This is a genomic window from Cupriavidus pauculus, from assembly GCF_003854935.1.
GTDB lineage: Bacteria > Pseudomonadota > Gammaproteobacteria > Burkholderiales > Burkholderiaceae > Cupriavidus > Cupriavidus pauculus_C.
Window position 1 is genome coordinate 1,502,694 of sequence record NZ_CP033970.1, and the last position, 23,081, is coordinate 1,525,774.

The 23,081-nt window shown below is 68.7% G+C and carries 21 protein-coding genes; 15 read left to right on the plus strand and 6 right to left on the minus strand.

The genetic code is table 11. The features are described from left to right. The first annotated feature begins 20 nt into the window (after nucleotides 1–20). The 4 genes from EHF44_RS24835 (at nucleotide 21) to EHF44_RS24850 (ending at nucleotide 4,368) form a co-directional block, all read left to right on the plus strand. Entirely contained in the window at nucleotides 21–1,775 is a 1,755-nt protein-coding gene (locus EHF44_RS24835) for an FAD-dependent oxidoreductase (protein WP_124686335.1), read from the plus strand. A gap of 272 nt (nucleotides 1,776–2,047) precedes the next feature. Further along, nucleotides 2,048–2,299, plus strand: coding sequence for a hypothetical protein (locus EHF44_RS24840; RefSeq protein WP_124686336.1), 252 nt, complete (start codon nucleotides 2,048–2,050; stop codon nucleotides 2,297–2,299). Between the two features lie 381 nt (nucleotides 2,300–2,680). Next, nucleotides 2,681–3,757, plus strand: coding sequence for an alpha/beta fold hydrolase (locus tag EHF44_RS24845; protein WP_124686337.1), 1,077 nt, complete (start codon nucleotides 2,681–2,683; stop codon nucleotides 3,755–3,757). A gap of 131 nt (nucleotides 3,758–3,888) precedes the next feature. After that, entirely contained in the window at nucleotides 3,889–4,368 is a 480-nt protein-coding gene (locus EHF44_RS24850; RefSeq protein WP_124686338.1) for a DUF1348 family protein, read from the plus strand. 277 nt (nucleotides 4,369–4,645) lie between these two features. On the opposite strand, the gene EHF44_RS24855 is transcribed toward EHF44_RS24850, so the two are convergent. Continuing rightward, nucleotides 4,646–6,382, minus strand: a complete 1,737-nt coding sequence (locus EHF44_RS24855; protein ID WP_124686339.1) for a dipeptidase — start codon at nucleotides 6,380–6,382, stop codon at nucleotides 4,646–4,648. A gap of 237 nt (nucleotides 6,383–6,619) precedes the next feature. Between EHF44_RS24855 and EHF44_RS24860 the strand changes: the two genes are divergently transcribed. The 3 genes from EHF44_RS24860 (at nucleotide 6,620) to EHF44_RS24870 (ending at nucleotide 9,580) form a co-directional block, all read left to right on the plus strand. After that, on the plus strand, nucleotides 6,620–7,351 hold the full coding sequence (locus EHF44_RS24860) for a glutathione peroxidase (protein WP_124686340.1): 732 nt from the start codon (nucleotides 6,620–6,622) through the stop codon (nucleotides 7,349–7,351). Nucleotides 7,352–7,541: 190 nt separating this feature from the next. Continuing rightward, nucleotides 7,542–8,948 (plus strand): dihydrolipoyl dehydrogenase, encoded by a 1,407-nt coding sequence (locus EHF44_RS24865; RefSeq protein ID WP_124686341.1) that lies wholly within the window; start codon nucleotides 7,542–7,544, stop codon nucleotides 8,946–8,948. A gap of 191 nt (nucleotides 8,949–9,139) precedes the next feature. After that, a complete protein-coding gene (locus EHF44_RS24870; RefSeq protein WP_253700371.1) occupies nucleotides 9,140–9,580 on the plus strand; it encodes a M23 family metallopeptidase in 441 nt (146 codons plus the stop codon). Here the strand turns inward: EHF44_RS24870 and EHF44_RS24875 are convergent. Both EHF44_RS24875 and clsB read right to left on the minus strand, forming a co-directional pair. Further along, nucleotides 9,546–10,565, minus strand: coding sequence for a lysylphosphatidylglycerol synthase domain-containing protein (locus EHF44_RS24875; RefSeq protein ID WP_124686343.1), 1,020 nt, complete (start codon nucleotides 10,563–10,565; stop codon nucleotides 9,546–9,548). The genes EHF44_RS24870 and EHF44_RS24875 overlap by 35 nt on opposite strands. After that, on the minus strand, nucleotides 10,562–11,833 hold the full coding sequence (gene clsB / locus EHF44_RS24880) for a cardiolipin synthase ClsB (RefSeq protein ID WP_124686344.1): 1,272 nt from the start codon (nucleotides 11,831–11,833) through the stop codon (nucleotides 10,562–10,564). The genes EHF44_RS24875 and clsB overlap by 4 nt, the downstream gene beginning before the upstream one ends. Nucleotides 11,834–12,024: 191 nt before the next feature. On the opposite strand from clsB, the gene EHF44_RS24885 reads away from it, so the two are divergent. The 3 genes from EHF44_RS24885 (at nucleotide 12,025) to EHF44_RS24895 (ending at nucleotide 14,797) form a co-directional block, all read left to right on the plus strand. Continuing rightward, a complete protein-coding gene (locus tag EHF44_RS24885; protein ID WP_124686345.1) occupies nucleotides 12,025–12,882 on the plus strand; it encodes a class II glutamine amidotransferase in 858 nt (285 codons plus the stop codon). Nucleotides 12,883–12,939: 57 nt separating this feature from the next. Further along, nucleotides 12,940–13,512 (plus strand): TetR/AcrR family transcriptional regulator, encoded by a 573-nt coding sequence (locus tag EHF44_RS24890; protein WP_124686346.1) that lies wholly within the window; start codon nucleotides 12,940–12,942, stop codon nucleotides 13,510–13,512. Nucleotides 13,513–13,642: 130 nt separating this feature from the next. Then, nucleotides 13,643–14,797, plus strand: a complete 1,155-nt coding sequence (locus EHF44_RS24895; protein ID WP_253700373.1) for an OpgC domain-containing protein — start codon at nucleotides 13,643–13,645, stop codon at nucleotides 14,795–14,797. A 151-nt stretch (nucleotides 14,798–14,948) separates the two neighbouring features. Here the strand turns inward: EHF44_RS24895 and EHF44_RS24900 are convergent, their stop codons facing one another. Further along, on the minus strand, nucleotides 14,949–15,836 hold the full coding sequence (locus tag EHF44_RS24900; protein WP_124686348.1) for a LysR family transcriptional regulator: 888 nt from the start codon (nucleotides 15,834–15,836) through the stop codon (nucleotides 14,949–14,951). A gap of 134 nt (nucleotides 15,837–15,970) precedes the next feature. Between EHF44_RS24900 and EHF44_RS24905 the strand changes: the two genes are divergently transcribed. The 4 genes from EHF44_RS24905 to pcaD are packed head-to-tail and all read left to right on the plus strand — an operon-like array spanning nucleotide 15,971 to nucleotide 19,202. Then, nucleotides 15,971–17,095, plus strand: a complete 1,125-nt coding sequence (locus EHF44_RS24905; protein ID WP_124686349.1) for a muconate/chloromuconate family cycloisomerase — start codon at nucleotides 15,971–15,973, stop codon at nucleotides 17,093–17,095. 30 nt (nucleotides 17,096–17,125) lie between these two features. Next, on the plus strand, nucleotides 17,126–17,404 hold the full coding sequence (gene catC / locus EHF44_RS24910) for a muconolactone Delta-isomerase (RefSeq protein ID WP_124686350.1): 279 nt from the start codon (nucleotides 17,126–17,128) through the stop codon (nucleotides 17,402–17,404). 39 nt (nucleotides 17,405–17,443) lie between these two features. Next, the gene (locus EHF44_RS24915; RefSeq protein ID WP_124686351.1) at nucleotides 17,444–18,436 is read left to right on the plus strand and encodes a tripartite tricarboxylate transporter substrate binding protein; all 993 of its coding nucleotides are present in this window, start codon (nucleotides 17,444–17,446) and stop codon (nucleotides 18,434–18,436) included. Beyond that, on the plus strand, nucleotides 18,426–19,202 hold the full coding sequence (pcaD, locus tag EHF44_RS24920; RefSeq protein WP_124686352.1) for a 3-oxoadipate enol-lactonase: 777 nt from the start codon (nucleotides 18,426–18,428) through the stop codon (nucleotides 19,200–19,202). Before EHF44_RS24915 ends, pcaD begins: the two co-directional genes overlap by 11 nt. 71 nt (nucleotides 19,203–19,273) lie before the next feature. On the opposite strand, the gene EHF44_RS24925 is transcribed toward pcaD, so the two are convergent. Together EHF44_RS24925 and EHF44_RS28495 are read right to left on the minus strand one after the other, a co-directional pair. Further along, complete coding sequence (locus tag EHF44_RS24925) at nucleotides 19,274–20,356, minus strand: calcium:proton antiporter (protein WP_124686353.1); 1,083 nt, start codon at nucleotides 20,354–20,356, stop codon at nucleotides 19,274–19,276. A 121-nt stretch (nucleotides 20,357–20,477) separates the two neighbouring features. Continuing rightward, nucleotides 20,478–20,645 carry a hypothetical protein gene (locus EHF44_RS28495; protein ID WP_172966179.1) on the minus strand — a complete coding sequence of 56 codons (168 nt, stop codon included), beginning with the start codon at nucleotides 20,643–20,645 and terminating at the stop codon, nucleotides 20,478–20,480. 317 nt (nucleotides 20,646–20,962) lie between these two features. Between EHF44_RS28495 and EHF44_RS24930 the strand changes: the two genes are divergently transcribed. After that, nucleotides 20,963–23,077 carry a TonB-dependent receptor family protein gene (locus EHF44_RS24930; protein ID WP_124686354.1) on the plus strand — a complete coding sequence of 705 codons (2,115 nt, stop codon included), beginning with the start codon at nucleotides 20,963–20,965 and terminating at the stop codon, nucleotides 23,075–23,077. Nucleotides 23,078–23,081 lie beyond the last annotated feature (4 nt).

Genomic DNA, 23,081 nt, shown 5'->3' on the forward strand with positions numbered 1-23,081 from the left:
CACCGAACTTGGGGAACAGCATGGAGATGACGCAGGCAACGTCGGAACTCGACGCCCGGCCAGACAACGACGAGGTGCCGGGCGCGCAGGCGCCGGCGGCCGAACTGGAGGCGCCGTTCTCGAATCTGGAGACACGACGCCATCAGATGTTTCCCACGCTGACGCAGGCCGAGATCGCGCGCATCCAGCGCTTTGGCCAGGTGCGCACGTGGCAGGCCGGCGAGCTGGTGTTCCGCGTGGGCGATGCGGGGCGCGGCATGCACGTGGTGCTGTCCGGCCGGGTGCGCATCGACCGGCGCGACGGCCTGGGCCATAGCTCGCCGATCACCGAGGAAGGGCCGGGCCAGTTCCTGGCCGAGGTCGGGCAACTGACCGGCAAGCCCGCGCTGGTGGATGCGGTGGCGCTGGAGGACTGCACGATCCTGGTCATCCCGCCGGCCAGCCTGCGCGCGTTGCTGGTGGCCGAGGCCGACCTGGGCGAGCGCATCATGCGTGCGCTGATCCTGCGGCGGGTGGGGCTGATCGAGCAGGGCGGCGGACCGGTGCTGGTGGGCAAGGGCACCCAGCCGCTGCTGCTGTCGCTGCAGGCGTTCCTGCGGCGCAACGGGCATCCGCACCGGGTGATCGACGTGGAGACCGACACCGATTCCGTCTGCCTGCTCGACCTGAGCAAGGCGCCGGCCAGCGACTTCCCGATGGTGATCTGCCCCGACGGCAGCGTGCTGCGCGCGCCCGACGAGGGCCAGCTTGCCAGTTGCCTGGGGCTGGTGCCCGAGTTCGATCCGGACCATGTCTACGACGTGATCGTGGTCGGTGCCGGGCCGGCCGGGCTGGCGACGGCGGTCTACGCGGCGTCCGAAGGGCTATCGGTGGCCGTGATCGATTGCCGCTCGCCGGGCGGGCAGGCGGGCGCCAGTGCGCGCATCGAAAACTACCTGGGCTTTCCGACGGGCATTTCCGGGCAGGCGCTTGCCGGCCGCGCGTTCGTGCAGGCGCTGAAGTTTGGCGCGCACCTGGCGATTCCGCTCGAAGCCCGCGCGCTGCATTGCGGCGAGAGCCCGATCGTGCTGGAACTGAACGACGGCCAGCGCATCCAGACGCGGACCGTGGTCATCGCCAGCGGCGCGCAGTACCGGCGTGCCGAGATCGAATCGCTGGACAAGTACGAGGGGCGCGGCGTCTATTACTGGGCGTCGCCGGTGGAGGCCAAGCTGTGCAAGGACGAGCACGCGATGCTGGTGGGCGGCGGCAATTCGGCCGGGCAGGCCGCCGTGTACCTGGCATCCCACGCGGCGGAGGTGCACATGCTCGTGCGCGGCGAGGGGCTGGAAGCCACGATGTCGCGCTACCTGATCGACCGCCTGCGCAGCCTGCCGAACGTCTACCTGCACACCCACGCGCAGATCACGGCGATGGAGGGCGACGGCTGGCTGTCGACGGTGCGCTACCGCGAGCGCGCGCAGGGCCCGGACTGCGTGGCCGTGCCGATGCGCCACGTGTTCCTGTTCATCGGCGCCGCGCCCAACACCGAATGGCTGCGCTCGTGCCACGTGGAAACCGACAACAAGGGCTTCATCCTGACCGGCTACGAGGCGCACCATTCGTGCACGGACCGGGCCGACTACACGCTGGAAACCAGCGTGCCCGGCGTGTTTGCGATCGGCGACGTGCGCTCGGGATCGACCAAGCGCGTGGCGGCGGCCGTGGGCGAGGGCGCCGCCGTGGTCGCGCAGATCCACCGCTACCTGGCCACGCTCCAGCACGCGCGGGTCTGACGCGCCGCCCCGAGGTTTACCCCCGGTGCAGGACCGAAGTCCCACGTCCCGGCACCGGGTTTTCCCGCGAACGCCCGGAAAACCGGGACACCCGTCTCCTACGCACCATCGCGCCATTTCCGACAATGTCGTCACGGATCGGCCAGCGCCATCCCGGCCAAGGCCATCCGTGTTCGTCTTCTGATCGGAGTTCAAAAGTTGGAGTAGTCGCGATGCGTACGTTTGTTGCAAAGACCCTGGTTGCCGTTTCCACAGTTTCCGCCGTTTCCGTATTGACCATCGGATTCGCCCCGGCCGCCCACGCGGCGTGGAGCGAAGCATTCATGCCGGCGAACGGCTCGGCGCTGCATGTGGGCAAGTCCGCCTGCAAGCGCGGGGCGTTCGATCCTTACACCGATGGCGCCCGAATGGGGCCGCGCGATGCGTTCAGCGATGGCGGCAACCGCATGGGCCCGCGCGATGCGTACACCGACGGCGCCCGCAGCGTGGGCGGCCCGGGCGACTGCGCGATGCGCGCCGCCTGACGCCTGGCGCGTCACGCGGTCCGGGCCCGCCGCAGTCGGACGATGTCCGGCTGACGACGGCCGAGCTTGCTGATCCGGCGGACCCCGGAACCGCCTTCCCGGCCGCATGGCAGCCCCGTGCGGCCGATGCCTTGCCGGCGCGGGCCGGCAAGGCGCGTCCATCCCCCAACCGTGGCGTATCCGATCCGGCGCGTGGCCCACGCCCCGCGTCTGGCCTTCCGCACATTGCGCGGCCGACTGTCCTCATCGATGTCGGCGAGGCGGGGTTCGTTGTCTAAGATAGGTGAGTCGCGCGGCACCACCCCGGGCGGCGCGCCATCGCCCGTCCACCGGCGGCGGCACGCCGCGCCGCCTGTAACCTGCCCCGCGCGCGACCCGCCCATGCCGATGCTCAAGCAGCAGATCCGCCTATGCACCTGCCCGGACCGAGTACGCCTGGCGTATGCCATCACGGGCAGCGGCACGCCGCTGGTCAAGGCCGCCAACTGGATGAGCCACCTGGAGTTCGACGTCGGCAGCCCGGTCTGGAGCCACATGCTCTGCGCGCTGTCCGAGCAGCACACGCTGATCCGCTACGACGAACGCGGCTGCGGGCTGTCGGACCGCCATGTGGACGACCTGTCGTTCAACGCCTGGCTGCGCGACCTGGAAACCATCGTCGACGCGATGAACGTGGACCGCTTTGCGCTGCTCGGCATCTCGCAGGGCGCGTCCATCGCCGTGGCGTACGCGGTGGCGCACCCCGAACGGGTCAGCCACCTGGTGCTGCACGGCGGCTACGCGCGCGGCCGCCTGAAGCGCAACCAGGGCCCCGAGATGTGCGAGGAAGCCGAGCTGATGATCCGGCTGGCCGAGATCGGCTGGGGCCAGGAAAATCCGGCCTTCCGCCAGTTCTTCACCACGCAGTTCATCCCCGGCGGCACGGCCGAGCAGCACCGCTGGTTCAACGAACTGGAGCGCGTGTCGACGTCGCCGGTCAACGCCGCGCGCTTCATGCGGATCTTCAACGACATCGACGTGGTGGAGCTGCTGCCCCAGGTTGCGTGCCCGACGCTGGTGCTGCACGCCGTGCGCGACGCCCGCGTGCCGTTCGACGAAGGCCGGCTGATCGCCAGCATGATCCCCAACGCGCGGTTCGTGCCGCTGGACAGTGGCAACCACCTGCTGCTGGAGTCAGAGCCGGCCTGGGAGCGCTGGATCGAGGAAGTGCGCGCGTTCCTGCCGGCACCGGCGCCGTCGACCGATCCGGCCTTCGGCACGCTGACGCGGCGCGAGCGCGACATCGTCGTGCTGATCGCGCAGGGCCGCGACAACGCCCAGATCGCCGCCCACCTTGGGCTGTGCGAGAAGACCGTGCGCAACCACATCACCAGCATTTTCTCGAAGCTCGAAGTGGAAAACCGTTCGCAGGCCATCGTCCTGGCGCGTGAATCGGGCTTCGACCGCCAGCGGGCATAGCCGCGCAGACGGCAATTTGTCCTTGACATACAGATCTGTCTACCCAACACTATGAGACAGATCTGTCTACATCAGGTCGACACGTATTCCATCCCGTTCCGACGAATCCCATCCTTTCTGGAGCCTTGCCGATGTCGAGCCAACCCGAAGTCCGCCCGCCGCTGCCCCCGTTCACCCGCGAAACCGCCGCCGCCAAGGTGCGCGCGGCCGAAGACGGCTGGAACAGCCGCGATCCCAACCGCGTGGCGCTGGCCTACACCGTCGACAGCGCCTGGCGCAACCGCGCGGAATTCGTCAACGGGCGCGAGCAGATCGTCGCCTTCCTGGCGCGCAAGTGGCAGAAGGAACTGGACTACCGGCTGATCAAGGAACTGTGGGCCCACGACGGCAACCGCATCGCTGTGCGCTTTGCCTACGAATGGCACGACGACTCGGGCAACTGGTTCCGCTCGTACGGCAACGAGAACTGGGAATTCGACGAAAACGGCCTGATGCGCCGCCGCTTCGCATGCATCAACGACGCCCCGATCCGCGAGGCCGACCGCAAGTACCACTGGCCGCTGGGCCGCCGGCCCGACGATCACCCGGGCTTGAGCGAACTGGGGTTTTGAGGGGGGGCGATCCGCTAGCGGCCGCCCGCTCTCCCTGCCCCGAATCCGCACTGGTTGTTTGCGCCCCTCTCCCGCGCGCGGGAGAGGGGCCGGGGGTGAGGGCAGGCGGTCCAAATTGCGACCTGTCGGCAAGCAGATCCTCAACGCCCTCACCCCCAACCCCTCTCCCGCAGGCGGGAGAGGGGAGCAAACCGAGCCGGTCTGCGGGAAGCGAAATCGAAAATCGACAACCGACAAGAAACAACCGTCCCCATCCCCGCTCCCCTGACCCACCCCCTCACTGCATCCGTTCCAGGTTCCCCACCCGCACCAGCATCTCCGTGAACATCTGCATGTCCAGGTTCAGGTCGGAGACTTCCTTGTATTCCTTGGCGTTGTGGGCGGTGTATTTCTTGCCGGGCATGGCCGGGCCGAAGTTGATGGCGTTGGGCATCAGCTTGGCCGTGGTGCTGCCGGCCGTCGGCACGGGCTTGGCTTCGAGCCCGGTGGTGTCACCGTAGATGTTCAGCAGCGTGGCCAGCCATGCGCCCTTGGGGTCGCGGGCCATCCAGTCGCCCTGGTCGTGCTGGATCTCCAGCGCGGTGCCGGTCCGGGACGACCACGCCTGGATGCGTTCCGCGATGCGGCTGCGTAGCGCGTCGGGTGTGCTGCCGCGAGGCATGCGCACGTTGGCGGTGACTTCCAGCTTGCCGTTGCGCGCGCGGATCAGCGTGGGCGAGACCGTCAGCGGGCCCATGAAGTCGTCGCGATAGCCCACGCCAAGCTGTTCGGCCAGGTAGCCGGTGCCGTACAGGTCCGTCAGGTAGCGCGTGGCGCGTGCGTAGTGGTTGTCGGCGAACGGCACGCCAGACGCCTGCAGGAACATCGCCAGGCGCGGTACCGGGTTCACGCCTTCCTCGGGCCGCGATCCGTGGGCCGAGACGCCCGTGACCTTCACGTCGACGGCGTCGGCGCTGCGCGCGATGTCGATCGAGAACTTGCCCTGCGCGGCGTGCTGCGCGATGAAGGCGTCGCGCGCGCGTTCCAGCGTGGCCGCCACCTGGTTCAGGTCGCCGCCGGTGATGCGCGCGGTGGCCGTCTGCGGGATCGCGTTGGCCGACGCCGCGCCCGCCATGGCGACGATGGCCGGCGTCTTGCCATCCACCGGCTGGTCGGCAAAGCGCACGGTCAGCGCGCCGGAGCCTTTCTCGGCCACCACGGCCGGGTACTTGCTGTCCAGCACGATGTTGTACTCGGGCAGGGCGGTCTTGTCGCGGTAGTACTTCATGCCGTCGCCGCCGGTCTCCTCGGTGGTCTCGATCATCAGCCGGATCGTCCGCGCCAGCGGCACGCCGCTCTCGCGCACGGTCTTCATCGCGTAGAGCGCGGCGGCGATCGACCCCTTGTCGTCGATCGTGCCGCGCCCGTACAGGTAGTCGCCCACGCGCGTGACCTTGAACGGGTCGAGCTTCGTGCCGTCGTCGAGCATCCATTCGTCGGCCACCACGGGCACCACGTCGGCGTGCGTGAGGATGCCGAACGTCTCGCTGCCCTGGCCCGGCAGCATCACCTCGAACACGCGATTGTCGACGTTGCGGAACTGCAGGCCGAAGTCACGCGCCATGCGCGCCACGAGCTTGCCGAAATCGACGATGGCCGGGTTTTCGTGCTGCGGCACCTTGTCGTCGCGCACGGTGCGCAGCGCCACCATCTCGCTGATGCTGTCCAGCACCGCCTGGTGGTTGTGCACGCGGTTGTAGATGCCAAGCAGGCGGCCGATGTTGACCAGGTCGTCGCCGTGCAGCGGCTGGCTGGCGCGGTAGGCGCGCACGCTGCGGGCCAGCTTGGGGTCGGCCTTGACGGCCGTGTCCAGAAACGCGTTGAAGCTGGCGGGCGGCGTGGCGGTGGCGCTGGCCACGAGCTTGTCGATCTCGGGCTTGGCCAGCGGCGCGGCAATCGTGCTGCCGGGGGTGATGGCAAGCAGCGCGGCGGCCAGCAGGGTAGCCGCGGGCAGCCGGACGGGCAGGCGAGTCATGGATGGATGTCCCTTCGTGGTTTTTGGTGTGTGCGCATGATAGCCACGGCGGCAAGTCAGCGAAAGCGGCCCGGACACCACCCGATAGCCTGGGTCAATCGCCTTTCGACGATTGATAATAGTTAGTTTCAATGAGTGCGGTAAAAACAATAAATTTCCCGCATCACATTCAGACAGGGAGAATGCACTCCGTCGTCACCGCACGTGACGCCCAACTAACCCAAAGGAGTGTTTCCGATGCTGCAATCCCGTGAAGGCCAACGCGTTCCCAACGTCACGTTCCGAGTGCGTGACAACAACGAGTGGAAGGACGTGACCACGGCCGAGCTGTTCCATGGCAAGACCGTAGCGGTGTTCTCGCTGCCGGGGGCCTTCACGCCGACGTGTTCGTCCACCCACCTGCCGCGCTACAACGAACTGGCCCCGGCCTTCCGCGCCGCCGGCGTGGACGCCATCCTCTGCGTGTCGGTCAACGACACCTTTGTCATGAACGAGTGGAGCAAGGACCAGGAGTCCGAGAACATCGTCATGATCCCCGACGGCAACGGCGAGTTCACCGACGGCATGGGCATGCTGGTCGACAAGGCCGATCTGGGCTTCGGCAAGCGTAGCTGGCGCTATTCGATGCTGGTCAAGGACGGCGTGGTGGACAAGATGTTCATCGAGCCGGAAGAGCCGGGCGACCCGTTCAAGGTGTCCGACGCCGACACGATGCTGAACTACATCGCCCCGGACGCCCGCCGCCCGGACCAGGTGGTGGTGTTCTCGAAGGTTGGCTGCTCGCATTGCGCCAAGGCCAAGCAACTGCTGCAGGACAAGGGCTACGAGTACATCGACGTTCCGCTGGACAACAAGATCCGCGGCAAGGTGCTGGGCGCCGTGTCCGGTGAAATGACCGCGCCGCAGGTGTTCATCAACGGCAAGCTCGTGGGCGGCGCCGCCGCGCTCGAACAGTACCTGGGCGCCTGATCCTCCCCCCGCCCGGGCCCGGCTCCCCCGGCCGGTGTCCTGGGCACCTTTTCCCCCCGCACTCCAACCGCCGCCCATCGCGGCAACAACGTTGCAGTCGCCGGACCCGATGGCATTGCCTGGCCGCGCCATGGCGGGCCGTGCCATCCGATCCGCCGATTGATAGCCCGGCAGTACAAGGAAAACGACCATGAAAACAATTCAGACCGACGTGGCAGTGATTGGCGCGGGAACGGCCGGCCTGGCCGCCTACCGCGCCGCCATCGAAGCCGGCAAGCGCGCCGTGATCATCGAGGGTGGCGAGTACGGCACCACCTGTGCCCGCGTGGGCTGCATGCCGTCGAAGCTGCTGATCGCCGCCGCCGAGGCCGCCCACGAGGCGCGCCACACCGCCCCGTTTGGCGTCCATGTCGATGGCCCGGTGCGCGTGGACGGCCGCGAGGTCATGCAGCGCGTGCGCAGCGAGCGCGACCGCTTTGTCGGCTTCGTGGTGCGCGGCGTGGAGAATATTCCCGAGGCAGACCGCCTGCGCGGCCACGCCTACTTCATCGACAACACCATCCTGCAAGTAGGCAGCGACACCGTGGTGCGCGCCAGCCGCGTGGTCATCGCCACGGGTTCGCGCCCGGCCGTGCCGCAGCCGTTCGCGGTCTTCGGCGACCGCCTGATCATCAACGACGACGTGTTTGCCTGGGATGACCTGCCCGCCAGCGTGGCGGTCTTCGGCCCCGGCGTGATCGGGCTGGAACTGGGCCAGGCGCTGTCCCGGCTGGGCGTGCGGGTGCGCGTGTTCGGCGTGGGCGGCGGCGTGGGCCCGCTGACGGACCCGGACGTGCGGGCCTATGCCGCACAGGCGTTCCAAGGCGAATTCTCGCTGCTGCCCGACGCGAACGTCGTCGACATGCGCCGCGAAGGCGACGAGGCCGTGCTGACGTTCGACGACGAGACTGGCACCAGGGTGACCGAACGCTTTGCATACGTGCTGGCCGCCACGGGCCGCCGGCCGAACGTCGATACGCTGCAGATCGAGAACACTGCCCTGGTGCTGGACGCCCGCGGCGTGCCGGTCTTCGATCCGGTGACGCTGCAGTGTGGCGACGCGCCCGTGTTCATCGCCGGCGACGCCAACAACGTGCTGCCGCTGCTGCACGAGGCCGCCGACGAGGGCCGCATTGCCGGCGAGAACGCCGCGCACTGGCCCAAGCTGCGCCCGCTCAAGCGCCGCGCGCCCATCGCCGTGGTGTTCTCGGACCCGCAGATCGCCATGGTCGGCAAGCGCTTTGCCGACCTGACCCAGGGCAGCTTTGTCACCGGCGAGGTCAGCTTCGAGGACCAGGGCCGCAGCCGCGTGATGCTGAAGAACCGGGGGCTGATGCACGTGTACGCGGACCGCGCCACGGGCCGCTTCCTGGGGGCCGAATGGATGGGCCCGCGCGCCGAGAACATCGCGCACCTGCTGGCGTGGTCGTACCAGCAGGGCCTGACCATCGCCGACATGCTGGCGATGCCGTTCTACCACCCGGTGGTGGAAGAGGGCCTGCGCACCGCGCTGCGCGATGCCCAAGCGCAGCTGACGCAACTCAAGGCCGCGGCCTGATCGCAGCGTGACGGGGCAGGGCGGGGCTGGGCGGGGCGGTGGGGCGGGAATCTCCGGCCGCCCGGCCGATCGAACGGCCTATGGAACCGACTCCCGTCCCCCGTTTTTCCTTGTCCCGCTGGATCGCGCCGGCGCTGCTCGTCGCCATCGCCTGGGCCGCGTGGCCGTGGCTGGCGCCGGCCATCGACCGGATGATCTACGCGGCCCGGCTGTCCGCGCAGCCCGCGCCGACGTCGCTGCCCGTGCCGGTGCAGGGCGTATCGCGCAAGGCGCTGCGCGATACCTGGGGCGGCGCCCGCAGCGGGGGCCGCAAGCACGAAGGCATCGACATCTTCGCCAGCCGGGGCCGGCCGGTGCTGTCCGCCACCGAGGGCATCGTCACGCGGGTCGGCACCAACCGGCTGGGCGGCAACGTGGTCTGGGTGATGGGGCCGGGGCGGCAGATGCACTATTACGCCCACCTGGACGGCTACGCGCCGATCCGCGCCGGCGACCGCGTGGCGCCCGGCACCCCGCTGGGCTACGTCGGCGACACCGGCAACGCGCGGGGCACGCCGCCGCACCTGCACTACGGCGTCTATGGCGCGGGCGGCGCGATCAATCCCTATCCGCTGCTGACGGCTTCGCCATGAAGTCGCCGCGCGGCTTGGCCTCCACCGCGCCGGCCCGGGCGCCGCGCAGTTCCATCCACGCATAGGCTGCCGATGCGATGACCATCGGCAGCAGGTAGTACAGCGCGCGGTAGGCGATCAGCGCCGCCACCACCACATGCTCCGGCGCCACCGGGCGCAACATCACCACGAACACCGCTTCCAGCACGCCGATGCCGGCCGGGATATGCGCCAGCGCGCCGGCCACGGCGCCCACCAGCAGCGCGCCCAGCGCCTGCCAGAGCGTCACCTCCTTGGGCAGCAGCAGGTTCAGGATGCTGGCCAGCACGATCCAGTTGGTCACCGACAGCGCGTTCTGCAGCAGCGCGAACCGGAAGCCGGGCAGCCGGAACACGTGCCGCTTGAAGCGGATGCTGCGCGTCCTGGCCTTGGCGCAGGCCAGCCAGTAGCCCAGCCCGCAGGCCAGCATCAGTACGCCCAGCGCGCGCAGCATCCACGGCGTGATGCCCCAGTCGGCCGGCAGCGTCGGCGGCATCGCCGTCAGCACCACGCCCGCCAGCAGCATGTAGCCCGTCCAGTTGGTGATGATGGCGATGGTGTAGATGCCCGCCACCTGCGACCCGCTGACGTTGGCGCGCGAATAGAGCCGCAGCCGCATGCCCAGCCCGCCGATCATCGCCCCCACGTTCAGGTTGAACACGTAGGCGATGAACGCGATGACCATCACGCGCGGCGCGGACAGGTGGTGGCCGGTGTAGCGGCGCCCCAGGATGTCGAACGACGCATGCAGCGCGAAGCTGACGCACGCCAGCCCCACCACCGGCAGCAGCGTGGCCACGTTGTAGGCTTTCAGCGACTGCCAGACCTGCGGCCAATCCACGCCGCTGAGGCTGCGGTAGATCAGGTACACGACCACCGCCACGAACGCGATGCCGAGCACGCGCTTGACGATGGACCAGCGGATGCCGCGCCGCAGCGAGCGGCGGAGGTTGGTGGACGTCGTCATGGGCCATCCCCTTGCACGCGCTGCACGGGCGGCACGGGCCGCACCGGCATCGCGGCGGATTGCTCGGCCGGCGTGGGCACCTCGGGCGCCACCAGCCGGGGGGTATGCGCGGGCAGCCATCCCGCCCAGGCGGGAAACTTGCGCAAGAAGTGGAAGATCACCGGCGTGGCGATGCGGTGCCACCAGCGGCCATGGGCGTGGTCCGCCGCTGACACCTCGGTGCAACTCCGCGACATCAGCCCGCGCAGGTTGTGCTTGAGCGTGGCGACGAACTCCGCATCGCGGATGATCAGGTTGGCCTCCAGGTTCAGCGACAGGCTCAGCGGGTCGAGGTTGCTCGATCCCACCGTGGCCCAGTCGTCGTCGACCACGGCCACCTTGCTGTGGTTCGGCCGCTCGCAGTATTCGAAGATCCGCACGCCCGCTTCGCGCAACCGGGCATAGAGCATGTCCACCGTGCGCTTGACCCACAGCATGTCGGGCCGGCCCTGCAGGATCAGGCACACGTCCACGCCGCGCCCGGCCGCCGCGCAGATTGCTTCCAGCAGCCGGTAGCCGGGCAGGAAGTAGGCGTTGGCGATGATCACCTCGCGCCGCGCGGCGCGGATCGCCATCAGGTAATGGCGCTCGATGTCGTTGCGGTGGTCCTGGTTGTCGCGCGTGACCAGCAGCGCCGCGCCGGCCAGCGCCGGGTCGTAGCCGTCGCCCGCGCCCGGACGCGGCAGCCGGCGGCGCCGGCGCGCGTGGGGGCCGGTGGCGCCGGCATCGATCGCTTCGAGCATGAAGCTGTGGATGACCTGCGCGGCCGGGCCGTGCACTTCCACCGCGTAGTCCTGCTTGGACAGCGGGCTGGCCTTGACCAGATGCTCGACCGACAGGTTGATGCCGCCGACGAATGCCAGCGACGCGTCCACGGCCACGAGCTTGCGGTGCAGCCGGCGGAACAGGTTGGTGCGCTTGCCAAGCAGCCGCCGGCCCGGCGAGAACAGGCGCAGCACCACGCCGGCCTCGGTCAGCCGCGCGATGTAGTCGGTCGACAGGTCAGCCGTGCCGAAGCCGTCGACGGTCAGCGCCACCTGCACGCCGCGGCGCGCGGCGCGGGCCAGCGCGTCGGCCAACTGGTTGCCGACGTCATCCTCGAACAGGATGAACGTTTCCAGCAGTACGGTGGCGCGGGCGGCGTCGATGGCGGCGATCAGGCGGGGGAAGTATTCCTCGCCGTTTTCCAGCAGCCGGAACCGGTTTCCGGTAGTCCATTCGTATTTCATTTCCGGCAACTAGCACGATTGATGCCTGCCGCGCCGCCTGCGTCCGGCGGGCGTTCCCGCCCCGCCGTGGTGGAAAACGCGCTGCCCGAACGGGCGTGCCATGTAGGAATTGCCCGGCTGGCAGGCAGGGCCGGCCCCTTGCTATCCTGAAGTGAAGACATCGCCCCCGCACCCGACAAGAGGAGAGCACCATGTGCCGTTGGCTGGCCTATTCGGGCCGCTCCGTGCCGCTAGAGGCCGTACTGTTCCAGCCCGAGCATTCGCTGATCGACCAGAGCCTGAACGCCCGCCTGGGCCATACCACCACCAATGGCGACGGTTTTGGCGTCGGCTGGTACGGCCGGCATTCCGAACTCCCGTTCCGCTACCGCTGCCTGCATCCGGCCTGGAGCGACACCAACCTGCGCGAGGCCGCCCGGGCCGTGCGCGCCCCGCTGTTTGTGGCGCACGTGCGCGCGGCCACCGGCACGCCCACGCAGGAGACCAACTGCCACCCGTTCCGCTTTGGCCGCTGGCTGTTTGCCCACAACGGGCTGATCCGCGAATATCCGCTGCTGCGGCGCGACCTGATGATGTCCGTGGCGCCGCACCTGTTCCGCTGGATCGAAGGCTCGACCGATTCCGAGGTGATGTTCTTCCTGGCGCTGACCTTCGGGCTGGAACGCGATCCGCAGGGCGCGCTGGAGCAGATGGCGGGCCTGATCGAGGAGGTCGGCCGCCGGCACGACGTGGCATCGCCGCTCAACATGACCGTCTGCGTGACCGACGGCCAGCAGATCGTGGCGGCGCGCTATTCCAGCGAGCGCGATTCGCGGTCGCTGTTCCACAGCACGTCGTTCCGGCAGTTGCGGGCGCTGTACCCCGAGGACCCGCGTATCATCGCCGCCGGTGACGACGCCTTCCTGGTGCTGTCCGAGCCGCTGATCGACGTGCAGGGCGTGTGGGAGGAAATTCCCGAGGCGACCATCCTGGTGGCGCGCGGCGGCCAGATCCAGCAGCGCTGCTTTGAACCCCGGCTGCCGGACATGAACATCGCCCAGCGCGCGTGAAAGACAGACCTGTCTCCTATAATGGCGGGTATCCAGCCTCTTACTCAATAGACCGCCATGGCCACCCCTTCCGCCCGCGAGCGCATTCTCGATACCGCCGCACGGCTGTTCTACCGCGACGGCTACCGCGCCACGGGCATCGACCGCATCATTGCCGAGTCGGGCGTGGCGAAGATGTCGCTATATCGCCACTTTCCGTCGAAGAACGACCTGATCTTCGAATACCTGCAGCGGCGCCATGCGTTCTGGATGGACTGGTTCGAGGCGGGCGTGCGGCAGCGGCTGGCCGCGCGGGCCAACCTCGACGTGCTGGCCGATACGCTGGGCGAGTGGTTCGGCACCGACGACTTCCGCGGCTGCGCGTTCATCAACATGGTGGCCGAGTCGGGCGGCGGCGCCGGCGACGACCACCGGCTGCTGGAGCAGGCCGTGTCGCACAAGGCGTCGCTGCAGCGCTTCGTGGCCGCCGTGGCGGCCGAACTGGGACTGCGCCAGCCCGACGAGGTGGCGCAAGAGGCCATCCTGACCATCGAAGGCATGATCGTCCGCGCCCAGACCACCCACGATGCGGCGGTCGTGGCGGCGGGACGACGCTCGCTGGCCCGGCTTCATGCCGCTTACGCCACCTGACAACATCGCGTAACGCGCTGAAACACTGCCATACAAGGTAAACCCTGAGGTCACGGTAAGATGCGGGCCGTGATTGCCGCGTGGCGCCCTGGGCTGCCGGCAAGCCTTGGGAAGCCCTTCCTTGAACGCAGTGAACAACAACCAGCGGCGCACCGAGATCGACCTGATTCGCGGGATCGCGCTGCTCTTCATCGTGGTCGATCACGTCAATGGCAGCGTGCTGGCCGACTACACGATCCGCAATTTCCAGCTCTTCGACGCCGCCGAGGTGTTCGTCTTCCTGGCCGGCTATTCGGCCGGCGCCGCGTATCTGGCGATGGAGGCCCGCCACGGCGCCAGCGCCGCGCGTCGCCGCCTGCGCCGCCGTAGCTGGGAAATCTACCAGGCGTTCGTGCTGACCGGCGTGCTGATGCTGCTGTTCGGCCTTGTGCTGGCGATGTGCCGCATCCCCGCGCCAGCCGTGCGCGCCACCGAGGCGCTCGATTTCATGGCGCAGCCGCTGGCCACCGTGCTGGAGGTGATCGGGCTGGCGCGCCAGCCGTTCGTGTCCGACGTGCTGCCGATGTACGCGGTGTTCATCGGCCTGGCCCCGCTGGCCATCCGCTGGGCGCGCGCACAGCCGCTGGCGTTCATCTGCGGCAGCGTGGCGCTGTGGATCATGTCGCCGACGCTGCTGCCGCTGCTGCCCAGCAGCGAACCGCGCGGCTGGAGCTTCAACCCGTTCGCCTGGCAGTTGATGTTCGGTATGGGCCTGCTGGCCCGGCTGCGGCCCGACTTTGTGCTGCCGCAGCAGGCGCTGGTACGCCGCGCCTGCACGGCCGGCGCCGTGGTCGTGGCGCTGGTCTGCATGGCGGCCGCCTACCTTTGGATGCGTCCGCACCTGTACGAAGCCTGGCTGCCCGCGTGGATTCCGGCCATGGCCTTTCCGCTGCCCAAGCAAAGCCTGGCGGCGCTGCGCGTGGTCAGCTTCCTGGGGCTGGCATGGCTGGTCTACCTGGCCGTGCGCGCCGGCTGGATCGCCCGGCTGGCGCGTTTCATGGGCCCGGTGGTGCAGATTGGCCGCCACAGCCTGTTCTGCTTCGTGCTGGGCGCCGTGGTCTCGGTGGGCATCGAAGGACTGACCTACGGCGTGGCCGGCGGCCGGCCCACGCGCCCCGTCGCCCTGACCGGCGACCTGATCGCCGTGGCGGTGCTGCTGGTGGTGGGCGGCTGGTACGGCCGCCGCAAGGACGCCCGGAAGATGGCGGCAAAGCAGGCCGCGTCGGCAAAGATGGTGTCGGCGTAGGGGGCGGTGTGGCTCCCCTCTCCCGCCCGCGGGAGAGGGGTCGGGGGTGAGGGCGTTGAGGATCTGCTTGCCGACAGGTGGCAATTTGAACCGCTGGCCCTCACCCCCGACCCCTCTCCCGCGCGCGGGAGAGGGGAGGAAAACCGTTCCCCTACGATAGATCGCCTGCCTGCGCCCTGACCCATGCCACGGCGCGCGCCAGTTGCGGCGACGTGTCCCCGGCGCGGTAGCTCATGATGACCGGCGAGACAAAGCCGGGGGCGTCGACCGGCACGTAGCGCACGTCGTCCCGATGCAGCCGCTGGACCGACGACGGCACCAGCGTGATGCCCAGCCCTGCGGCCACCAGTCCCAGCGCGGTCTGGAGTTCGTTGGCTTCCTGCACCACGCGCGGCTGCAGGCCCTGGGCGCGGAACAGCGACAGCACGTGGTCGGCGTAGCTGGGCCGGGGGCGGGCCGGATAGAGGATCAGCGGCTGGCGGGCCAGCGATGCGGCGTCGAACGGTCCGGCCGGCGCGGGCGCGGTCACCGGCATCGCCGCCACCAGCGTCTCGGCCATCACCACCTGCTGGACGATGGCGGCGTCGCCGAACGTCAGTCGGCCGAACGCCAGATCGATCCGGCCGGACTTCAGCGCTTCGAGCTGCTGGACGGTAATCATCTCGGTCAGCCCGACCTCCACCTCACTGTCGTCGCCGCGCAGCACGCGGATCAGCTCCGGCAGCACCCCATACAGTACCGACGGCACGAAGCCGATGCCGAACCAGCGCTTCTCGTTGCGGCCGATGCGCCGCGTCCCTTCCAGCGTTTCCTCCAGCCGCTGCGTCAGTTGCAGCGATTGCTCCAGCAGGAAGCGCCCCGCCTCGGTCAGCTTCAGCCCCCGCCCGACCCGGTCGAACAGCGGCACGCCCACCTCTTCCTCGAACTGCCGGATCTGGCGCGACAGCGGCGGCTGCGCCATGTGCAGCTTTTCTGCCGCCCGCGTCACATTGAGTTCCTGGGCAACGGTCTGGAAATAGCGAAGATGGCGGAGTTCCATGGCGGGGAGCGGGCAGGGCAGTTGCATACCCGGAAGGTATCGATCGAGACATCATCGGTCTTGGACGCACCAAAGGTCAAGGTCCATACTGCGAGGCAAGAACGCTATTGCATGGAAAAGGTATGACTTCGGGTATGACAGCAACGATTTCCGCCATCGAGGCCGTCCTGGTGGACCTGCCGACGATCCGCGCCCACCAGCTGGCGATGGCCACGATGCAGCAGCAGACGCTGGTGATCGTGCGCCTGCGCTGCAGCGACGGCTTGGAGGGTATCGGCGAGGCCACCACGATCGGGGGCCTGTCCTACGGCGACGAAAGCCCCGAAGGCATCAAGCTGACGATCGACACCTACCTGGAGCCCGCGCTGGCCGGGCAGGACGCCACCAACATCCACGCCGCGATGGCCCGCCTGAACAAGGTGGCGCGCGGCAACCGGTTTGCCAAGAGCGCGCTGGAATCGGCGCTGCTCGACGCGCAAGGCAAGCGGCTGGGCGTGCCGGTGGCCACGCTGCTGGGCGGCGCGGTGCGCAGCACGCTGCCGGTGCTGTGGACGCTGGCCAGCGGCGACACGGCCCGCGACATCGAGGAAGCCGAGCAACTGCTGGAGGCACGCCGCCACAACACGTTCAAGCTCAAGATCGGCCGCCGCAGCGTGCGCGACGACGTGGCGCACGTGTCGGCCATCAAGCGCGCACTGGGCGACCGCGCGCGCGTGACCGTCGACGTCAACCAGGCGTGGAACGAGGCCGACGCGGCCACGGGCATTGCCATGCTCGAAGCGGCCGGCATCGACCTCGTCGAGCAGCCCACCCCGCGCGAGCACCGCACCGCGCTGGCCCGGCTGGCCGCGCGCTTTGTCGTGCCGATCATGGCCGACGAGGCCGTGACCGGCCCCGAGGACGCGATGGAACTGGCGCGGCTGGGCGCGGCCGACGTGTTCGCGCTCAAGATCGCCAAGTCGGGCGGCATCTTCGGCATGCTGCGCACGGCCGCGGTGGGCGACGCCGCTGGCATTGCGCTGTACGGCGGCACGATGCTCGAAGGCGCCGTGGGCACCATCGCGGCGGCCCATGGCTTCTGCACGCTGCAGCAACTGGCATGGGGCACCGAACTGTTCGGCCCGCTGCTGGTAAAGGACGACATCGTCGCCGAGCGGCCCGTCTTCAAGGATTTCGCGCTGCACCTGCCGCAGGGCCCGGGGCTGGGCCTGGAGATCGACGAGGACAAGCTGCGCCACTACCGCCGCAAGGCGGGCTGATTCCCGATACACAGGACACAGGAGACCACGATGCTGTTTCTCGTCAGGATGGACGTGCAGATTCCGCACGACCTGCCGGCCGACACGGCCGACGCGATCAAGGCACGCGAAAAGGCGTACGCACAGGACCTGCAGCGGCAGGGCAAGTGGCAGGCGCTCTACCGCGTGGTGGGCGAGTACGCCAACTACAGCGTGTTCGACGTGGAGTCGAACGATGAACTGCACACGCTGCTGTCCGGCCTGCCGCTGTTCCCGTACATGAAGATCCACGTCACGCCGCTGGCGCGGCACCCGTCGTCGATTCGCTGAAGCGGACCGCGGCGCCCTAGAAGAGAAGGAACGGAGACAATGATTACCCTGCTGCAACGCCCGGCTGGCCTGCCGGCCGCACTCGCCCTGACCGCCGCGCTGCTGTGCTCGGCCGCCGCGCCGGCCCACGCCGCGTATCCCGACCACCCGATCCGCTGGGTCGTGCCGTTCCCGGCGGGCGGCGCGATGGACAACATCGCCCGCACGCTGGGCGAGGAAATGTCGAAGACGCTGGGCCAGTCCATCGTCGTGGAAAACCGGCCCGGCGCCGGCGGCAACATCGGCGCCGAACTGGTGGCCCGTGCGCCGGCCGACGGCTACACGCTGATCATCGTGGCCAACGGCATGGCCGTGAACCCGGCGCTCTACGGCAAGCTCAACTACGACCCGGTGAAGGATTTCGCGCCGGTGTCGCTGCTGGCCGTGGTGCCCAATGTGCTGGTGACCAACAAGGCCCGGAACCCGCAGAAGACCGTGGCCGAGGTCATCGCCAGTGCCAAGAACAAGCCGGGCAAGTACACGTATGCGTCGGCCGGCAACGGCACGTCGATCCACCTGGCGGGCGAGCTGTTCACGTCGATGGCCAAGGTCGACATGCTGCACATCCCGTACAAGGGCTCGGGTCCGGCGATGACCGACCTGCTGGGCGGCCAGGTGGACTACATGTTCGACAGCATCACGTCGGCCAAGCCCCATATCGACAGCGGCAAGCTGACCGCCATCGCGGTGACCACCAGCAAGCGGTCGTCGGCGCTGCCCAACGTGCCGACCGTGGCCGAGGCCGGCGTGCCCGGCTACGACCTGTCGCCATGGTTCGCCGCGTTCGTGCCGGCGCGCACGCCGCCGGCCGTGGTGGAGACGCTGAACAAGGCCATGCTCGACGCGCTGAAGAAGCCCGCCGTGCAGCAGCGCCTGGCCGGCATCGGCGCCGAGCCGATCGGCAGCTCCCCGGCGCAGTTGAAGGACCACCTGGCGCGCGAAACGGTCAAGTGGGGCGCGCTGATCCGCGAGCGGGGCATCCATGCCGATTGAGCCAGGCCGCCAGTTGCACTACGTGATCGAGGGCGACGCGGACAAGCCCGTGCTGGTCATGTCGAATTCGCTCGGCACCACGCTGGAGATGTGGGACCCGCAGATGCCGGCGCTGACCCAGAACTACCGCGTGCTGCGCTATGACGCGCGCGGGCATGGCCGTTCGGCGCTGCCGGCCGGGTCGTTCGACATGGCCGAGCTGGCCGCCGACGTGATCGCGGTGATGGACCACGCGGGCGTGGCGCGCGCGCATTTCTGCGGCTTGTCGATGGGCGGGATGACCGGGATGGTGCTGGCCCGGCACCACGCCAGCCGCTTCGGCCGCTTCGTGCTGGCCAACACGGCCGCGCTGATCGGCCCGGCATCGGTCTGGGACACGCGCATCGCCACCGTCCAGCGCGACGGCATGGCCGCCATCGTCGACGGCGTGCTGGCCCGCTGGTTCACCGACCACTACCTGCTGACGCGCCGCGACGAACTGGCGCCGGTGCGGCGGATGCTGGACACCGCGAGCCCGGCCGGCTACACGGCCAACTGTGCCGCCGTGCGCGACGCCGACCTGCGCGGCCTGCTGGGCGCCATCGACGCTCCGGTGCTGGTCATCGCCGGCGAACACGACCTGGCCACCACGCCCGCCCAGGGCCGCGAAGTCGCCGCATCGATCCCGGGCGCGCAATACGCAGCACTGCCCGCCGCGCATCTGTCGAACTGGGAATTGCCGGAAGCGTTTGGAAATGCGGTGGTGGGGTTCTTGGGGCAGCGGTAAGCATCCGAACCCCGCCGTGCTCCCCGTTCCCGCCGTGCGGGAGCGGAGAGGCAGCGGGCGTGGCGCAGCGGCTACGGCACCACCGTCAAGAACAGATACGCCGCGAAAATCACCATATGCACCACGCCCTGCAGGATCGTGGTGCGGCCCATGCCCAGCGTCAGCGACGCGACGATCATCGTCAGGAACAGCAGCACCATTTCCTTGGGGTTGAGCCCGAGCTCGATTGTTCGGCCCAGCGAAATGAAGACCACGGCCACGGTCGGGATGGTCAGGCCGATGCTGGCCAGCGCCGAGCCCAGCGCCAGGTTCAGGCTGGTCTGGATGCGGTCTGACCGCGCGGCGCGCAGCGCGGCCAGCCCTTCGGGCAGCAGCACCATCGCGGCGATCACCACGCCCACCACGGCGGCCGGCAGGCCCGCTTCCGCCACGGCCTTTTCCACCGACGGCGACAGCAGCTTGGCCAGCGCCACCACGGCCACCAGGCAGACCAGCAGCAGCGCGCCACTGGCCGCGGCCACGCGCCCCGGCGGCGGCGGGGCGTGGACGTTCTCGTCGCGGGTGCCTTCCACCAGGAAGTAGTCGCGGTGCCGCACGGTCTGGACGAACACGAAGCAGCCGTAGAGCAGCAGCGACATCACCCCCGAGAACGCCAGTTGCGACGGCGAGAACGCCGGCCCCGGCGTGGTGCTGGTGAAGTTCGGCAGCACCATGGTCAGCCCGAGCAGCGTGACCAGGATGGCCATCGCGGCGTTGGCGCCGGGCGCCTGGAACGCCTGCTCGCGGTGGTGCAGCGCGCCGACGAACAGGCAGACGCCGACGATGCCGTTGCAGATGATCATCACGGCGGCGAATACCGTGTCGCGCGCCAGGCCCGATTTCTCCGGGCCCGAGGACAGCATCACGGACACGATCAGCGCTACCTCGATCACCGTCACGGCGATGGCCAGCACCAGCGTGCCGAACGGCTCGCCCACCTTGTGCGCCACCACCTCGGCGTGATGCACGGCGGAGAACACCGCGCCGGCCAGCGCGATGGTCATCACCGCGATCGTCCAGATCTGACCCGTCATCAGAAGGCCCAGGCCGAAGGCGGCCCAGGCGGCCAGCGGCGACCAGATGGTCCACGCCGGCAGCTTGTTGGAAGTTGCCATGTTTGTTCCCTTTCTTCTTGTGGCTCACAGGCGCGAGCGTGCGCCCCGCGGAACGCGGGCGCAAGAGGTTCAGGCAACGCAGGCAGGCGGCAGTTCCCGCCGGGGGCGATCTGGCGCGCGATCAGTCCGCGGCGGGACCAGGCGCCGGGACGCCGGCGCGCTTGTCGCGGCGGGGCACGGGCGGATCGAGATCGCGCAGGGCGGGGTGGTGCCGGTAGATCCAGCGGGCCGCCACGATGACGACCACCAGAAACGCCACACCATATCCGACGAAGGAGACTGCATGCATGGTTCTGACCCGGTTGGTCCGGCTCTTCTGGCCGGTGGAGGGTCAGTATGGGTGCCCGGCCGTCGTGCGGACACCCTCTATCGGAGGGGCGCAACCATCACCCATCCGAGGGCTGCACGAATGGCGCGGGTGTGCTCCAGCCGGACCGTTTGAGCGGTCAACAAACCGGTCAGATTCTGCTAAATGTCGTGCCTGGGCAACACATTGTCGCAGCCGCAATACATTACGGCCGTCATTCGATGTCAAGGCTACAAACGCGAACTGTTATCACTTACATTCATGGCCTTTCGTAAGCATCTTGTGACAAGGGATTGACCATGAGTTCGAGCCGCCGACCACTGCCAGCCGTCGCGCCCCATTTCACGCTGTGCGCCACGGCGCTGGCCGTCTCCACGCTGTGCCTGATGCCGCAACTGGCGGCCGCCCAGACGGCCGATGCGCCGGCGGCGGGCTCGGAAAAGATGCTGGAAACGGTCCAGGTGTCCGGCAACTGGCTCGGTACCGGCCTGCAGAACAGCGTGAAGACCTTTCCCGGTGCGCGCACCGTGGTCAACGAGCAGCAGATCGAACAGAGCGGCGCCCAGAACATCGGCGACGTGATGCGCCGCATCCCCGGCGTGCAGTCGACCGACAACTCGGGCACGGCCGGCAGCGCCATCTCGCTGAACATCGGCGTGCGGGGCCTGACCGGCCGCTACACGCCGCGCTCCACCGTGCTGCTGGACGGCATCCCGATGGCCGTGGCGCCGTACGGCCAGCCGCAGCTCTCATTCGCGCCGGTCAGCCTGGGCAACATCGAGTCGATCGACGTGGTGCGCAGCGGCGGCGCCGTGCGCTACGGGCCGCAGAACGTGGGCGGCATCATCAACTTCAACACCAAGCCGATTCCGGGCGTGTTCAGCGGCGATGCGTCGGTGCGCCAGAACATCTTCACCGAAGGCGGCGGCAACAACACCCAGTACAGCGCGTTCGTCGGCACCACGCTGGACAGCGGCCTGGGCATCGCGCTGCTGTACTCGGGCATGACCGGCCGCGAATGGCGCAAGGGCAGCGACGACGACGTCAACGACCTGGCCGTCAAGTTCGCGTACGACATCACGCCCACGTCGCAGGTCTACGGCAAGCTGTCGTACTACGACGTGAAGTCCCGCACGCCGGGCGGCCTGACCGTGGCGCAGTTCAACGCCGACCCGTTCCAGAACACGCGCCCGAACGACTACTGGAGCGGCAACCGCTACGGCTTCGACCTGGGCTACGTGAACACGATCTCGGCGAACCAGGAGTTCGAGATCCGCACGTTCTTCAACGACAGCTACCGCCAGAGCACGCTGCAGCAGAGCGCCACGGTCATCGCGCACCAGCCGCGCAACTACACCACGTTCGGCGTGGAGCCGCGCTACACGCAGCGCTTCGGGCTGGGCCCGACCACGCATGACGTGACGGTCGGCTACCGCTACATCCGCGAGCGCGGCGACGACAACCAGTACAGCACCACGATCCGCACCGGCGTGAACGGCCCGACCACCACGTTCGACAACGCCACGGACGCCCACGCGGTCTACATCGACGACCGCATCGCCTACGGCAACTGGCGCATCGTGCCGGGCGTGCGGTTCGAGCACATCGACACCACGCGCCAGCAGCGCAACACGGCCACGCAGTGGGACAGCGTGAACAACAAGGCGCTGCCGTCGATCAACGTGTCGTACCTGGTCAACAGCGCCTGGACCGTGTTTGCCGACTACAGCACGTCGTTCGGCCCGGTGCAGAACACGCAACTCAACTCCCAGACGCCGAACAACCCGCTGCAGCCCGAAGTGGCCAAGACGTTCGAAGTGGGCACGCGCTGGACGGACAACCGCATCAAGGGCGAGCTGACGGCCTTCAAGATCAAGTTCGACAACCAGATCCTGCAGGTGCCGGGCCTGTTCCCGGCCACGTTCCAGAACATCGGCGCCACCGACCACGACGGCGTGGAAGCGGCCATCGACTACACGTTCGAGCGCGGCAGCCTGCTGGGCGGCCTGAACCTGTACGCCAACTACACCTACACGCGGGCCATCCAGAAGTCGGGCACCACGGCGGGCCTGGACGTGCCGTTCTACTCGCGCACCACCGACACGCTGGGCGCGCGCTACGACTGGCGGAGCTGGACGTTCAACGTCTCGACCACGCACCAGAGCAAGCAGTACGCCGACCTGGCCAACACGGTGGCCGAGACGCCGGACGGCGCCAACGGCCTGATCCCGGGCTTCCGCACGTGGAACATCCAGGCGATGTTCAAGGTGCCGCAGCGCAAGAACACCGACATCGCCATCGGCATCAACAACCTGTTCGACAAGCGCTACTACACGCGCACGACCGACAGCAACGCGGGCCGCCTGGTCGGCGCGCCGCGCATGGTCTACATCCAGGCGCGCGCAGGGTTCTGATGGC